Origin of the sequence: Pseudomonas arsenicoxydans (assembly GCF_900103875.1) — a bacterium.
Classification (GTDB): domain Bacteria; phylum Pseudomonadota; class Gammaproteobacteria; order Pseudomonadales; family Pseudomonadaceae; genus Aquipseudomonas; species Aquipseudomonas arsenicoxydans.
Window position 1 is genome coordinate 3293304 of record NZ_LT629705.1, and the last position, 14425, is coordinate 3307728.

The following is a 14425-nucleotide window of genomic DNA, read 5'->3' on the forward strand; positions in this document are numbered from 1 at the left end:
CATTGAAGACTGGCGTTGTAGTGCAGGCAAAACTAGCCTACGACGCGACCAAGGGTTAATGTGCCCGGCGTTGACGCTTCTATAGACTGTGTCCGGGTTCTGCATTGGCCCCAAATTGTTCCTTCACGCCGCAGATGGCGTGATTTAGCCGCAGGTGCCGAGGGCGCCGCGGCCTGTTCTGAGGAGTACGCATGGCTGTCTACAACTACGACGTGGTGGTGCTGGGTTCCGGCCCGGCGGGAGAAGGCGCGGCAATGAACGCCGCTAAAGCAGGGCGCAAGGTGGCGATGGTCGATAGCCGTCGCCAGGTCGGCGGTAACTGCACCCACTTGGGCACCATTCCGTCAAAGGCACTGCGTCACTCGGTCCGGCAGATCATGCAGTTCAACACCAACCCGATGTTCCGGGCCATTGGTGAGCCGCGCTGGTTCTCGTTCCCGGACGTGCTGAAAAGCGCTGAGAAAGTCATTTCCAAACAAGTCGCTTCGCGCACCGGCTACTACGCCCGTAACCGTGTCGACGTGTTCTTCGGCACCGGCAGCTTCGCCGACGAGCAAACCATCGAAGTGGTCTGCGCCAATGGCGTGGTTGAAAAGCTGGTGGCCAAGCACATCATCATCGCCACCGGTTCGCGCCCGTATCGCCCGGCGGACATCGATTTCCATCACCCGCGTATCTACGATAGCGACACCATCCTCAGCCTCGGCCACACCCCGCGCAAACTCATCGTTTACGGCGCCGGCGTGATTGGTTGCGAATACGCATCGATCTTCAGTGGTCTGGGTGTATTGGTTGAGCTGGTGGACAACCGTGGTCAGTTGCTGAGCTTCCTCGACTCGGAAATTTCCCAGGCCCTGAGCTACCACTTCAGCAACAACAACATCACGGTTCGCCACAACGAAGACTACGACCGCGTCGAAGGCGTGGACAACGGTGTGATCCTGCACCTCAAGTCCGGCAAGAAGATCAAGGCCGACGCCTTGCTCTGGTGCAACGGCCGTACTGGCAACACTGATCAGCTGGGTCTGGAAAACATCGGCGTGAAGGTCAACAGCCGTGGCCAGATCGAAGTCGACGAAGCCTACCGCACCTGCGTGCCGAACATTTACGGTGCCGGTGACGTGATCGGCTGGCCGAGCCTGGCCAGTGCCGCGCACGACCAGGGCCGTTCGGCCGCTGGCAGCATCGTCGATAACAACAGCTGGCGCTTTGTGAATGACGTGCCAACCGGCATCTACACCATTCCGGAGATCAGCTCGATCGGCAAGAACGAGCAGGAGCTGACCCAAGCCAAAGTACCGTACGAAGTGGGCAAGGCGTTCTTCAAGAGCATGGCGCGTGCACAGATCGCCGGCGAGCCTCAGGGCATGCTGAAGATCCTGTTCCACCGCGAGACCCTGGAAGTGCTGGGCGTTCACTGCTTCGGCTATCAGGCGTCGGAGATCGTTCACATCGGCCAGGCGATCATGAGCCAGCCGGGCGAACTGAACACGCTGAAGTACTTCGTCAACACGACGTTCAACTACCCGACCATGGCCGAAGCCTATCGGGTAGCGGCGTACGATGGCCTCAACCGGCTTTTTTGAGCGGCTCCGGCCGGTGGCCTGAGCCGGCCGGGGAGACCGATTTCAGCAATTCTCGAGCGTGGCGCTGGCCAAACCGGGAAAGTCTGTAATCAGGCTGTCAACGCCGAAGTCGGCGAGTCTGCGCATCAGCGCGGGCTCGTTGACTGTCCATACCGACACATGCAATCCCTGACGCTGCGCCTTTTGCAGGCGTTCCGGCGTACACAGGGTCCAGTTCAGCGCCAGAATCTCGCAGCCATAGCTTTGCGCGACCTTCAACGGGTCGAGCCAGGCGTACTCGGCCACCAATCCGCGGGATACGTCCGGCACCAGGTCCAGCGCGGCTTTCAACACTTCGCGCGAACTTGAGGTGATGGTCACTTTATCCAGCAGGCCGAAACGCTGAGCCATCTCGCGAATCGCCAGCACGGTCGTCGCGGCGCGGGTACGTGAAGCGCTTTTGACTTCCAGCTGCCAATGCTCGAAATCGCATTTCTCGAACAGTTCTTCCAGTGTCGGAATCGGGCAGGGCTTGATCCAGCCCGGGCCGCCCTTGCGCGCGTCATAGGTCACCAGCTCGGCCGCCGTGTGCTCGACGACCTTGCCGCGCCGTTCCGTGGTGCGTTTGAGTGTCGGGTCGTGGATGACCATCAACTCGTTGTCCTTGGACAGGTGCAGGTCCAGTTCGCAACGGCGCACGCCGTGCTTGAGACATTCCTGAAAACTGGTGAGGGTATTTTCCGGTGCTTCGCCCTTGGCGCCGCGATGGCCGTAGATGAGGGTCACGGTTCTTCCTTAAATTAAATGCCTGATTCGTTTTCGCGGGCCAGACGTCGTTCCTGGGCCTGCTTCTGCAATATGTAACGGGCCAGCAACTGGCGCTGGGCATCGGTCGGGTACTCGAACTCGGTGCCAACGTCGTAGCCTTCGCCCTTGCGATCGCAATGGGTCACGCGCGCGCGCAACAACAGGCCGAGGGCTTGCGGCATCAACACCAGTTTGACCGACAGGTGCGCGCCCACGGCGATGGGGGTCGGGTGCTGAAAGTCGATACCGCCTTCGGAAATGATCACCGGCTGCGGTTCGCCAATCTGCCCGAGCACGGTGATGGCGATCACCTGGCTCAGTAAATCGATGCGTTTGTTCTGGGATTTCAGGAACGCCGCGAGGTTGCGGTCACGCTCGCTGATCTGGCGCAGCAGGTGCTGCGACTCGAATTCGCTCAGGTGCAGCTCGCTGAGCAAGTTGAATAGTGGGGAAGCATCCTGCAACACTTCCTGGCCTGCGGCTTCGGGAGCGGAGAGGGGCCGAATTTCCAGTGCGATCATGTCCTCGATACGGTAGTATTCGCGGCGATCTTCTTCATCTAATGTCGACATGGCGAACCCATGGTAGCGGCGGTGGTCTGAGTGTAAAGCTGGTTACCGACCCCCGCCACAAGGACGTTCCTTTTCCCTCCGAACAAGCCCCGACATGTTCAGACCTCTCTTCGTATTTATTGGCACGCGTTATACCCGTGCAAAGCGTCGCAATCATTTTGTGTCGTTCATTTCCCTGACTTCAATGATCGGACTGGCCCTCGGCGTGGTCGTGATGATTGTCGTGCTGTCGGTCATGAACGGCTTCGATCATGAGATGCGCACCCGCGTGCTGGGCATGGTGCCCCACGCGACCATCGAGTCCAGTGAACCGATCAGCGACTGGCAAAGCCTGGCCGCTAAGGTCAAGCAGAACCCGCAGGTGACGGCCGTTGCGCCATTCACCCAGATGCAGGGCCTGCTGACCAACAACGGCAAGGTGTCCAAAGTGCTGCTCAATGCCGTCGACCCTGCGCTGGAACGGCAGGTCTCGATCATCGACAAGTTCATGCTCCAGGGCAAACTCGACGATCTGGCGCCAGGCAGCTTCGGCATCGTCATTGGCGACAAGGCCGCGGCCAAGCTCGGTGCAGCCATCGGCGACAAGCTGACGTTTGTCGCGCCCGAAGTCACGGTGACCCCGGCCGGCATGTTCCCGCGCATGAAACGCTTTACCGTCGTCGGCATCTTCCATGTCGGCGCTGGCGAGATCGACGGTTACCTGGGCGTCACCAACCTGCAGGATCTAGCGAAGCTGCATCGCTGGAAGCCGGATCAGGTCCAGGGCATCCGCCTGAAGTTCGACGACCTGTTCCAGGCGCCACGCGTGGCGTGGACGATCGCCCAGCAGCTCGGTGAAGACCGCTTCTATGCCCGCGACTGGACGCGCACCCACGGCAACCTGTATCAGGCGATCCGCATGGAAAAAGCCATGATCGGCCTGCTGTTGCTGCTGATCGTCGCCGTCGCGGCCTTCAACATCATTTCCACGCTGGTGATGGTGGTCAACGACAAGAAGGGCGACATCGCGATCCTGCGCACCCTTGGCTCCACGCCGGGGCAGATCATGGCGATCTTCATGGTGCAGGGCACGGTCATCGGTGTGATCGGTACGCTGATCGGCGCCGTGGTCGGGATCATCGCCGCGCTGAACGTCAGCGCCGCGATCTCGGTCCTCGAAGGCTTGATCGGGCATAAATTCCTCAACGCCGACGTTTACTTCATCGATTACCTGCCGTCGCAAGTGCAGAGCCAGGATGTATTGATGGTCTGCGCCGCCGCGTTGGTCCTGAGTTTCCTCGCCACCCTGTATCCAGCCTGGCGTGCCGCGCGCACCCAGCCTGCGGAGGCGCTACGTTATGAGTGAGTCGGGCATGAGTGATAAAGCAATCTTGAGCTGCCGCAACCTGGGCAAATCCTATGAGGAAGGCCCGGAGTCGGTAGAAGTTCTGGCAGGGCTGCAACTGGAGCTGCATCCGGGTGAGCGCGTGGCGATTGTCGGCACCTCCGGTTCGGGCAAAAGCACTTTGCTCAACCTGTTGGGCGGTCTCGACACGCCAACCAAGGGCAGCGTCTGGCTTGACGGTGAAGAGCTGTCGGCCCTGAGCGAGAAGAATCGCGGCCTGTTGCGCAACCGGTCGCTGGGTTTCGTTTACCAGTTCCACCACTTGCTGCCGGAATTCACCGCACTGGAAAACGTCTGCATGCCGCTGCTGATCGGCAAGACGGCGATCCCGGAGGCGCGTCAGCGTGCGACGGCATTGCTGGAGCGGGTAGGGCTGGGCCATCGCCTGGAACACAAACCGTCCGAATTGTCCGGCGGCGAACGTCAGCGCGTGGCCATCGCCCGCGCCCTGGTGAACAAGCCGGGCCTGGTGATGCTCGACGAGCCGACCGGCAACCTCGACTCCCACACCGCCCAGGGCATTCAGGATTTGATGCTGGAACTCAGCACCTCGATGCGCACGGCGTTCCTGGTGGTGACTCACGACATGAACCTGGCCCGCCAGATGGATCGCGTCCTGCATTTGCAGGAAGGTTGCCTGACCCCCATCTGACTGGCCGAAACCCGACGGCACTGAACAGTGCGTCGGGTCTTTTATTTTTATACGGTGCCCCAGCGAATGTTCAGACCGTTATCGATCTTTATCGGCATGCGCTATACCCGCGCCAAGCGCCGCAATCGCTTTGTTTCCTTCATCTCGATGACCTCGATGATCGGCCTCGCCCTTGGCGTGCTGGCGATGATCGTGGTGCTGTCGGTGATGAACGGCTTCCAGCGCGAAATGAGCTCCCGCATCCTCGGCATGGTGCCGCACGCGACCATCGTCGGCGTCAATCCGATTGACGATTGGCAGCCGGTGGCCGCCGCCGCGATGAAGAACCCGGAAGTCACCGCCGCTGTGCCGTTCACTGAAATGGAAGGCATGCTCTCCTATAAAGGCACGATGCAACCGATCCAGGTCAGCGGTGTCGATCCCGCGCTGGAAGGCAAGGTGTCGATCGTTGCCAAGCACATTGTGCAGGGCAGTCTCGAGGCCTTGAAGCCGGGCGAATTCGGCGTGGTGATCGGCGAGATCACCGCGCGGCGTTTCCGCTTGAATGTCGGCGACAAGATCACCTTGATCGTGCCGGAAGTCAGCACCGCGCCGGGTGGCATCACCCCGCGCATGCAGCGGCTGAACGTGGTCGGCGTGTTCAAGGTGGGCGCCGAACTGGACGGTTCGATGGCGTTGATCCACATGGCCGATGCTGCACAGATGCAGCATTGGCAGCCGAATCAGGTGCAAAGCGTGCGCCTGGCGGTGAAGGATTTGTACGCCGCGCCGAAGGTCTCCAGCGATATTGCCGGCGCCCTGGGCACTGCTTACAAGGCTGACGACTGGACCCACACCCAGGGCAGCCTGTTCAGTGCGATGAAGATGGAAAAAACCATGATCGGCCTGCTGTTGCTGATGATCGTTGCCGTGGCCGCGTTCAATATCATTGCAACCCTGATCATGGTGGTGAACGACAAGGGCGCGGACATCGCGATCCTGCGCACCATCGGTGCGACACCCCGGGAAATCATGGCGATCTTCATGGTGCAGGGCACTGTGATCGGGATTGTCGGCACCTTGATTGGCGGCGTGCTTGGCGTGATTGCGGCGTTGAACGTCAGTGCGCTGGTGGGCTGGATGGAGCGGGTGAGCGGGCAGCACATCTTCAGTTCGGATGTGTATTTCGTCAGCAATCTGCCGTCGGAACTGCAGGGCGGGGATGTCTTGTTGATCTGCTCCGCCGGTTTCATCATGAGCTTTTTGGCGACGGTTTATCCGGCGTGGCGGGCGGCGAAAGTCGAGCCGGCTACCGCGTTGCGGTATTCGTAATCTGTCAGACCTCATCGCGGGCAAGCCCGCTCCCACAGTGACCGAGTTGAGCCACAAATTTGTGAACGACTCCGGACCTTGTGGGAGCGGGCTTGCCCGCGAAGAGGCCAGACCTGCTGGCCTCAATCCCCCTTCGGCAACTCAATCACAAACCGCGTCCATCCCTCCTCCGACTCACAATGAATCTGCCCACCATGGGCACGGATGATTGACTGGGTGATCGCCAGCCCCAATCCCGCATGTTCGCTACTGCCTTCCTGGCGCGCCGGATCAGCGCGGTAGAAGCGATCGAACAAGCGCGGCAGCAACGCCTCATCTATCCCATCCCCGCTGTTTTCAATCGTCAGGCTCAAGCCGTTGAGCTGATCGGCAATCCGCACCCGAATCTCGCCATCGGCGGGGGTAAAGCGCAATGCGTTATCCAACAGATTGGAAAGCGCTCGACGCAACATGTTTCGGTCGCCTTCCATGTGCGCGCTTCCTTCGCGGCTCAGCGCCACACGAGCGTCTTCGGCCAGCGGCGCAAAGTACTCCAGCAACACATCCACTTCCTCTGCCAGCTCCAATGGCTCTCGATTGGGCGTCAGCAATCCATGGTCAGCCTTGGCCAGGTACAGCATGTCGTTGACCAATTGCGCCATCCATTGCAGCTCTTCGAGGTTGCTGTGCAGCGCTTCGCGGTAATCCTCGAGGGCGCGCGGGCGGGTGAGGGTGACTTGGGTGTGGGTCAACAAGTTCGACAGCGGGGTGCGCAGTTCATGAGCGATGTCGGCGGAAAACGCCGACAGGCGTTGGAAGGAATCGTCCAGGCGTCCGAGCATGGCGTTAAAACTGTGGGCCAATTCCGTGAGTTCTGACGGCATATTCTCTTCGGGCAGTCGGGCATTCAGCGATTGCGCCGAAACCCCGCTGGCAATCGCACTCATCCTGCGCAACGGCCGCAACCCGCTACGCGCCGCCCATGCACCCAGCAGCGCCGTGGCCAGCGCTGACAACCCGACGGTCAGCCAGATCAGGTGCTGCATGCGTTGTAAAAAATGCTGGTGATGGGTGATGTCCAGCAGCAGGGTCAGTTGGGGCGAGTCGGGCTTGTCGAGATACAGCGGAGCATTCAATACGCGATAGTCCGTGCCTTCGTCGCTGACCGTCGACAGGCCCGGCTGATGCGGCAAATCCTCGGGCAAACCTGTCGAGCTGTCATACCAGCGCTTGCCGTCGCTGCCGGTGATCCGCAGCGACAGATCAGCTTGTCGACTCAGTTCATCGGCCAGCCTGATTTCGCTTTCGCTCGATTGAATGTCGTGAAGTGCCCGGCGCAGACCAATCAGTTTGCCGTCCAGCAACTGCTGGTCCAGTTCAACGAAGTGCGCCTCGCTGGCTCGACTGAACAACACCCCGGCGAACAGTGAAACCACGGCGGTGCACGCGGCAAACAACAGCGCGAGGCGACTGCTTAAAGAAAGCCGGCGCATCAGGCAGGGCGCTCTTCAAGGACGTAACCCATGCCGCGCACGGTGTGAATCAGCTTGTTGGGGAATTCATCGTCGATCTTCAGGCGCAAACGACGGATCGCGACTTCGATGACATTGGTGTCGCTGTCGAAATTCATGTCCCAGACCTGAGAGGCGATCAGCGATTTGGGCAGTACCTCGCCCTGGCGCCGCAGGAGCATTTCCAGCAGGGCGAACTCCTTGGCGGTCAAGTCGATGCGCTGACCGCTACGCTCTACCCGGCGCCGGACCAGGTCCAGGCGCAAGTCGGCCAGTTGCAGGCTGGTTTCCTGGGGCGAGGCGCTGCCACGGCGCAACAGGCTGCGGACCCGGGCCAGCAACTCGGAGAAGGCGAAAGGCTTGACCAGATAGTCGTCGGCCCCCAGTTCGAGGCCGTGGACTCTGTCCTCCACCGCATCTCGCGCGGTCAGAAACAGTACCGGCGTATCGAGACCGGCGCCGCGCACGGCTTGCAGAATCTGCCAGCCATCGCGCCCGGGCAGCATCACGTCGAGAATCAACAGCGCGTAATCGCCGCTCAACGCCAGTTGCTGTCCGGTGTTGCCGTCGGCCACCAGTTCCGTGTTGAAGCCGGCCTCGGTCAGGCCTTGGCGCAGGTAGTGGCCGGTTTTCGGTTGGTCTTCGACAATCAGCAGTTTCATGGGCAACTCGAGGCAAGTGGAACGAACGCTTTATACCGTGGGCAGCGTTATTACAGGTCAACCTGACAAAGTTGTAATCTGGCTGTCAGCTTGCGGGCAGCGGTAGCAGTTTAGAGTTTTCCACAGGCTGAACCTTATCTTGTTGGAGTACGACTATGTTTTTGCGCAAACCGCTGCTGCTGGCCGCCTGTTTGCTGGTGCTGAGCTCGCCGGTATGGGCCTCGCCTGCGTCGACCTACGATTTCGGTCAACCGGCCCCTGCGTCCAAGGCGACCCGCAGTGTCGAGGTGGTGATGGGCGACATGTCTTTCACCCCCAAGGCCATCGATATCAAGGCCGGTGAGACGGTGCGTTTTGTTCTGGTGAACAAAGGCCAGCTGTTGCATGAATTCAACCTCGGCGATGCGGCGATGCATGCCAGGCACCAGCAGGAAATGCTGAAGATGCAGCAGAGTGGCATGCTCACGCCGACCGGCATGAAGGAAATGGACCACGGCTCGATGGCTGGCATGGACCATGGAATGATGAAACACGACGATCCCAATAGCGTCCTCGTCGAACCGGGCAAAACAGCTGAACTGACCTGGACCTTTACTAAGGCCACCAACCTGGAGTTTGCCTGCAATATTCCAGGCCACTATCAGGCCGGTATGGTCGGTAAGTTGACTGTCAGTCAGTAAGCACTCAAAGGCGGGAGCAAAGGCTGGTAGAATCCGCTGATTCTTCAGTCAGGTTTCCGCCATGCATCCCGCAGCCGAACACTCGCCGCTGGGCAAATCCAGCGAATACATCGCCACTTACACGCCGTCTTTGCTGTTCCCGATCCCGCGCACCGCGAAATGGGCGGAGCTGGGCCTGACCGCTGAAACCCTGCCATATAAGGGCGTGGACTTCTGGAACTGCTTTGAGCTGTCATGGCTGCTGCCGTCCGGCAAACCCGTGGTGGCGATTGGTGAGTTCAGCATTCCGGCAGATTCGCCGAACATCATCGAATCGAAGTCGTTCAAGCTGTACCTGAACTCCTTGAACCAGACGCCGTTCGCCGATACCGCCACCCTTGAAACAACCCTGGTGAAAGACCTGTCGGCGGCTGCCGGCAAACCGGTCGGCGTGCGCATCCGCAGCCTCAAGGAGGTTGAAGCCGAAGGTGTCGTGGCGTTGCCGGGCGTATGCATCGACGACCTGGAGATCAGCGTCAGCAATTACGAGCATCCGCGCCCTGAGCTGCTGCGCTGCGATCAATCGCGCATTGTGGAAGAGAGCGTGCACAGTCACCTGCTCAAATCCAATTGCCCGGTGACCAGCCAGCCGGACTGGGGCAGCGTAGCGGTGGAGTACCGTGGCGCGGCGCTGGATCACGCTAGTCTGCTGGAATACATCGTGAGCTTCCGCCAGCACTCGGACTTCCATGAGCAGTGCGTGGAGCGGATTTTCCTCGACCTGCAGCGCTTGCTGAAACCCGAGAAACTGACTGTATATGCGCGGTATGTGCGCCGCGGTGGGTTGGACATCAACCCGTATCGCAGTACCGAAGACGTGCAACTGCCGAACCATCGCCTGGTCCGCCAGTAAACAGCCGATGCGGGGGCGAGCAGGCTCGCTTCCACAGGGATTGCATTGCACATCACGGATATGAAAAAGCCCCGCTAGCGATAGCGGGGCTTTTTTGCATCTGCGGGATTCAGATTCCGATATTACCCAGGGTCTGCGCGATGCTGCGCAAGGTGCCGGCAATAACGGGGTGTTCGAGTTCGAAGCGTTCGACGGCCAGGTTTACACCGTCGGCGAGGTTGGAATCCTTGGTTTTGGTTTCGAGCTCAAGTTCGAGTTCGATCTGTTGCATCAGCGCGTGCAGGTCGGCGCGCTCGGCTTCGGACAGCGGTGGATTCTGTTCCAGTTGCTCGCGCAGAGTATTGAGCTGTTCTTGCAGTTCGCGGGCAGGCATGGCGTTCTTCCTTTTATCGATAGGCACTGGCATAGACCGCAGCAGCACGCCAAAGGTCTATGGCTGACCTTTAGATTAATCCACTCGCGCGCAACGTGCATGATCTCAGTCAGGGCTTTTCGCCCTTTAGCCGACGCAGGCTGATATCGGCCAGGCAGGTGTCGAGTTCCCCCAGGTGATCGATGACCGAGTGCACACCGAGGCCGAACAGCTGCACCGTTGCCTGGCCGCGCAAGTGTTCGCGCTCCTTCGGGCTCAAGGCGAGCCACTCATTGGGTGCCAATCCGCAGAGCGAGCCGCAGGAGGCCAGGCCGATGGTCCACAGCCCGGCATTCAGGCCTGACTGCAACAAGCGAGGCTCGCCACTGACCAGCACGCAGCCATCCAGTTGCCCGACGTTCAACGCCATCAGGGCTTGCCAACAAGCGTTCGGCGCCGGCCAGGGATTGTTCGTTGCAAGGTGTTGTGAAGATTTGATCCACGAAGGCAGGGCAGCGGCCAGCGAGTGGGTGAGGGTGGGGGGCAATTCGTCGAGCCAGGCACACGGAATCTGCTGACGCTGCAAGCTGCGCAGGCTGTCCAGCGCGCCGGGCGTGGCCTCGGCATGTTCGGGGGCGGGGTTGCCGTGGCGTGTCCGGGCACCGAAATCCACCAGGCAACCACTGAGACCGAACAACACGGCGGTCAGGCTGGGTGCAGCGAGGGGCAAGGTTTCGGCGTGCGGCATATCAACGTCCTTGAAATAGCCATAAAGCTAGGCGTCCTCCATGACAGTTGAGTGACAGGGATATGAAGCGCTCCTGATCCTGTGATTCATCTGTAGCCTGTTGCGCGTGAGGCTGCCTAAACCGGCGTTTCCGTCTTATACTAACCAGCTTAACGCCTGGGCTCATGCGCCCGTGCCAGTACAATCCAAGGAGTTTTCTATGCGCTGGAGCAATCATCTAGCTCAGTTTTGTGTGTGTGCCAGTGTAGTACTGGTTCCGTTTGTAGCCCAGGCTGCTACGGAAGAAGACCCTTGGGAAAGCGTCAACCGTCCGATCTACCAGTTCAATGACTTCGTCGATACTTATGCACTCAAGCCCATCGCGCAGGGCTATGAGTTCGTGACGCCGCAGTTTCTGGAAGACGGCATCCACAACATGTTCCGCAACGTGGGTGATGTCACCAACCTTGCCAACAACATCTTGCAGGCCAAACCAGCCGCCGCGGGCGTCGACACGGCTCGCCTGATCTTCAACACCACCTTCGGCCTGCTGGGCTTCTTCGATGTAGGCACCAAAATGGGCCTGAATCGCAGCGACGAAGACTTCGGCCAGACCCTCGGGTATTGGGGCGTGGGCAGCGGTCCGTACGTGATGCTGCCGCTGTTGGGCCCAAGCACGTTGCGTGATGCGCCATCCAAGGTCGTCGACAACTACACCGGCCCATACCCGTACATCAACGATGTGCCTGTACGTAACTCGGTCTTCGGCCTGAACATTGTCGACACCCGCGCCAGTCTGCTGTCGAGCGAGAAGTTGATCACCGGCGACAAATACACCTTCATTCGCAATGCGTATTTGCAGAACCGCGAATTCAAAGTCAAAGACGGCAAGGTCGTCGACGATTTTTGATCTCGAGCGGTAAAACGAAGAAGGCGGCCAATTGGCCGCCTTCTTTGCGTTTGGGGAGTTATTTCATCTTCAAGATTGTAAGCCCGAGTTTCTGACTGCCACCGTCCTGTTCCTTCACCCACACCACCTCAGTGTCAGCCTCAAGCCCTTTGAGTGCTGCATGATCGGAATCGATCCGCACGCTGAGCCGGTCTCCGACCTTGAACAAACGCGGCGCCTCGACCTGCATGCCGCTGCTGGAAAGGTCGATGCAGACGGCTTGCACCTCATCGCCTTCATGAATCAGCGACACATCGGCATCGACCCGCATGCGGATGAAATCGCGCTTTTCGCTGTAGTCCCGATCGGTTTGAGGCATGGTCTCCATCCTTCCATTGGGTTACGGTTTTGTCTGTTCTTATAACTCCCGGTGATTTGACAAGTAAAGTCGTCAAGCGACCATCGGCGTGAGCTTGAAACGCCCCGCGGATGGGAGTACCGTCTGCGCCTTAGAAGGGCACCTCTGGTGGACCTGTGAGTAGGGCGGATGCTCGAAAATGGTGCGACAGAGAGGCTAGAAAGCGAATCCAGTAGTGTGAGCCGGGCCACAGCCCCGCCTGCTACGCCAACCTAATTCTGGCGCCGTTTGCCCACATGCCAAAAACCAGTGCCACGCTGCTGATAATCGATGATGACGAAGTAGTGCGCGCGAGCCTCGCGGCCTATTTGGAAGACAGTGGTTTCAGTGTCCTGCAGGCCAGTAACGGCCAGCAGGGTCTTCAGGTATTCGAGCAAGACAAGCCCGACCTGGTCATCTGCGATCTGCGCATGCCGCAGATGGGCGGTCTCGAACTCATTCGCCAGGTCACCGAGCGGTCACCGCAAACGCCGGTGATCGTGGTGTCGGGTGCCGGGGTGATGAACGACGCGGTCGAGGCCTTGCGCCTGGGCGCTGCGGATTACCTGATCAAGCCTCTCGAAGATCTGGCTGTGCTCGAGCACTCCGTGCGCCGGGCCCTGGATCGCGCACGCTTGCTGGTGGAAAACCAGCGGTACCGCGAGAAGCTGGAAAAAGCCAACCGCGAGCTCGCCGCCAGCCTGAACCTGCTCCAGGAAGACCAGAACGCCGGTCGCCAGGTGCAGATGAACATGCTGCCGGTCAGCCCCTGGACCATCGATGAGTTCCAGTTTGCTCACCAGATCATCCCGTCGCTGTACCTGTCGGGTGATTTCGTTGACTACTTTCGGGTCGACGAGCGTCGGGTAGCGTTCTACCTGGCGGACGTTTCCGGTCATGGCGCTTCCTCAGCCTTCGTCACTGTGCTGCTGAAATTCATGACCACGCGCTTGCTGTTCGAGTCCAAGCGCAGCGGTACATTGCCGGAATTCAAGCCTTCAGAGGTTCTTGGTCATATCAACCGGGGCCTGATCAGTTGTAAGCTGGGTAAACACGTCACAATGGTCGGTGGAGTCATCGACGAGGAGACAGGTTTGTTGACCTATAGCATCGGTGGTCATTTGCCGTTGCCAGTGTTGTACACGCCAGACAGTGTTCGTTATCTGGAAGGGCGTGGCCTGCCGGTGGGCCTCTTCAATGAAGCCACCTACGAAGACCACGTACTGGAGCTGCCGCCGACGTTCAGCCTGACGCTGATGTCCGATGGCATTTTGGACCTTTTGCCAGAACCTACACTCAAAGAAAAAGAAGCGGCTTTGCCCCAACGGGTCAAGGCAGCGGGCGGCAGCCTGGATGGTCTGCGGCAGGTTTTTGGATTGGCCACGCTAGGGGAGATGCCGGATGATATCGCCCTGTTGGTGTTGAGCAGGAATCTTTAATGAGTACCGGTAGAATCCAGTTCGCCGAGCAGGACGGCACCTTCGTTCTGAAGTTCGTCGGTGAAGTTCGCCTGACCCTGTGTTCGGCGTTGGATGCGACTATTGATCGGATCTTCACAGCGTTGAACTTCAACGCGATCGTGATCGACCTGACCGAAACCCGCAGCATCGACAGCACCACCCTTGGCCTGCTGGCCAAATTGTCGATCCTGTCGCGGCAAAAGGTCGGCCTGTTGCCGACCGTCGTCACCACCCACGAAGACATCACGCGTCTGCTGGAGTCCATGGGCTTCGAGCAAGTGTTCAACATTGTTGACCGCCCGATTCCGTGCCCTGAGTGCCTGACTGACTTGCCGGATCAGGACCAGTCCGAAGAAGTGGTGCGAATCAAAGTGCTGGAAGCGCACAAGATCCTCATGGGCCTGAACGACTCCAATCGTGAAGCGTTCCATGACCTGGTGAACGCTCTCGAGCGCCACTGACGTCTGGCGAGGGAGCAAGCTCCCCCTAGGCTGCGCGACAAGCGCCAAAACCAACGCATAAAAAAGGGCGAACTCGTCAAGGTTCGCCCTTTTTGCGTTTGCCTGTCCCGTCCTGAATAAGGTT

Annotated in this window: 16 protein-coding genes; 9 read left to right on the forward strand and 7 right to left on the reverse strand. The window is 59.5% G+C overall.

The window, feature by feature from the left end:
• The first annotated feature begins 191 nt into the window (after positions 1-191).
• Positions 192-1586: a Si-specific NAD(P)(+) transhydrogenase gene (gene sthA, locus BLQ41_RS15335; protein WP_007907752.1), complete on the forward strand. Its 1395-nt coding sequence runs from the start codon at positions 192-194 to the stop codon at positions 1584-1586.
• A 42-nt stretch (positions 1587-1628) separates the two neighbouring features.
• Here the strand turns inward: sthA and BLQ41_RS15340 are convergent, their stop codons facing one another.
• Positions 1629-2351: a glycerophosphodiester phosphodiesterase gene (locus BLQ41_RS15340; RefSeq protein ID WP_090182118.1), complete on the reverse strand. Its 723-nt coding sequence runs from the start codon at positions 2349-2351 to the stop codon at positions 1629-1631.
• 14 nt (positions 2352-2365) lie between these two features.
• On the reverse strand, positions 2366-2944 hold the full coding sequence (locus BLQ41_RS15345; RefSeq protein WP_090182120.1) for a PilZ domain-containing protein: 579 nt from the start codon (positions 2942-2944) through the stop codon (positions 2366-2368).
• Between the two features lie 94 nt (positions 2945-3038).
• Here BLQ41_RS15345 and BLQ41_RS15350 point away from each other — a divergent pair, with 94 nt between their 5' ends.
• The 3 genes from BLQ41_RS15350 to BLQ41_RS15360 all read left to right on the forward strand — a co-directional run bounded on the left by BLQ41_RS15350 (position 3039) and on the right by BLQ41_RS15360 (position 6291).
• Complete coding sequence (locus BLQ41_RS15350; RefSeq protein ID WP_090182122.1) at positions 3039-4289, forward strand: lipoprotein-releasing ABC transporter permease subunit; 1251 nt, start codon at positions 3039-3041, stop codon at positions 4287-4289.
• Between the two features lie 7 nt (positions 4290-4296).
• On the forward strand, positions 4297-4980 hold the full coding sequence (gene lolD / locus BLQ41_RS15355) for a lipoprotein-releasing ABC transporter ATP-binding protein LolD (protein ID WP_167360488.1): 684 nt from the start codon (positions 4297-4299) through the stop codon (positions 4978-4980).
• A gap of 66 nt (positions 4981-5046) precedes the next feature.
• Positions 5047-6291: a lipoprotein-releasing ABC transporter permease subunit gene (locus BLQ41_RS15360; protein WP_090182123.1), complete on the forward strand. Its 1245-nt coding sequence runs from the start codon at positions 5047-5049 to the stop codon at positions 6289-6291.
• Between the two features lie 122 nt (positions 6292-6413).
• On the opposite strand, the gene BLQ41_RS15365 is transcribed toward BLQ41_RS15360, so the two are convergent.
• Together BLQ41_RS15365 and BLQ41_RS15370 are read right to left on the reverse strand one after the other, a co-directional pair.
• A complete protein-coding gene (locus BLQ41_RS15365) occupies positions 6414-7763 on the reverse strand; it encodes a heavy metal sensor histidine kinase (protein WP_090182125.1) in 1350 nt (449 codons plus the stop codon).
• The gene (locus tag BLQ41_RS15370) at positions 7763-8443 is read right to left on the reverse strand and encodes a heavy metal response regulator transcription factor (RefSeq protein ID WP_090182127.1); all 681 of its coding nucleotides are present in this window, start codon (positions 8441-8443) and stop codon (positions 7763-7765) included. Before BLQ41_RS15370 ends, BLQ41_RS15365 begins: the two co-directional genes overlap by 1 nt.
• A gap of 155 nt (positions 8444-8598) precedes the next feature.
• On the opposite strand from BLQ41_RS15370, the gene copI reads away from it, so the two are divergent.
• Positions 8599-9123, forward strand: a complete 525-nt coding sequence (gene copI / locus BLQ41_RS15375; RefSeq protein ID WP_090182129.1) for a copper-resistant cuproprotein CopI — start codon at positions 8599-8601, stop codon at positions 9121-9123.
• A 61-nt stretch (positions 9124-9184) separates the two neighbouring features.
• Positions 9185-10015 carry an NADPH-dependent 7-cyano-7-deazaguanine reductase QueF gene (queF, locus tag BLQ41_RS15380; RefSeq protein WP_090182130.1) on the forward strand — a complete coding sequence of 277 codons (831 nt, stop codon included), beginning with the start codon at positions 9185-9187 and terminating at the stop codon, positions 10013-10015.
• A 109-nt stretch (positions 10016-10124) separates the two neighbouring features.
• Here queF and BLQ41_RS15385 read toward each other — a convergent pair whose 3' ends face one another.
• Both BLQ41_RS15385 and BLQ41_RS15390 read right to left on the reverse strand, forming a co-directional pair.
• On the reverse strand, positions 10125-10388 hold the full coding sequence (locus BLQ41_RS15385) for a DUF4404 family protein (RefSeq protein ID WP_090182132.1): 264 nt from the start codon (positions 10386-10388) through the stop codon (positions 10125-10127).
• Between the two features lie 109 nt (positions 10389-10497).
• Complete coding sequence (locus tag BLQ41_RS15390; protein ID WP_090182133.1) at positions 10498-11115, reverse strand: phosphatase; 618 nt, start codon at positions 11113-11115, stop codon at positions 10498-10500.
• 199 nt (positions 11116-11314) lie between these two features.
• On the opposite strand from BLQ41_RS15390, the gene BLQ41_RS15395 reads away from it, so the two are divergent.
• A complete protein-coding gene (locus BLQ41_RS15395; protein ID WP_090182135.1) occupies positions 11315-12004 on the forward strand; it encodes an MlaA family lipoprotein in 690 nt (229 codons plus the stop codon).
• A gap of 58 nt (positions 12005-12062) precedes the next feature.
• Here BLQ41_RS15395 and BLQ41_RS15400 read toward each other — a convergent pair whose 3' ends face one another.
• Positions 12063-12362 carry a PilZ domain-containing protein gene (locus BLQ41_RS15400; RefSeq protein WP_090182137.1) on the reverse strand — a complete coding sequence of 100 codons (300 nt, stop codon included), beginning with the start codon at positions 12360-12362 and terminating at the stop codon, positions 12063-12065.
• Positions 12363-12637: 275 nt separating this feature from the next.
• On the opposite strand from BLQ41_RS15400, the gene rssB reads away from it, so the two are divergent.
• Both rssB and rssC read left to right on the forward strand, forming a co-directional pair.
• Positions 12638-13819, forward strand: a complete 1182-nt coding sequence (gene rssB / locus BLQ41_RS15405; protein WP_090182138.1) for a two-component system response regulator RssB — start codon at positions 12638-12640, stop codon at positions 13817-13819.
• Positions 13819-14301 (forward strand): anti-sigma factor antagonist RssC, encoded by a 483-nt coding sequence (gene rssC, locus BLQ41_RS15410; RefSeq protein ID WP_090182139.1) that lies wholly within the window; start codon positions 13819-13821, stop codon positions 14299-14301. Before rssB ends, rssC begins: the two co-directional genes overlap by 1 nt.
• Positions 14302-14425 lie beyond the last annotated feature (124 nt).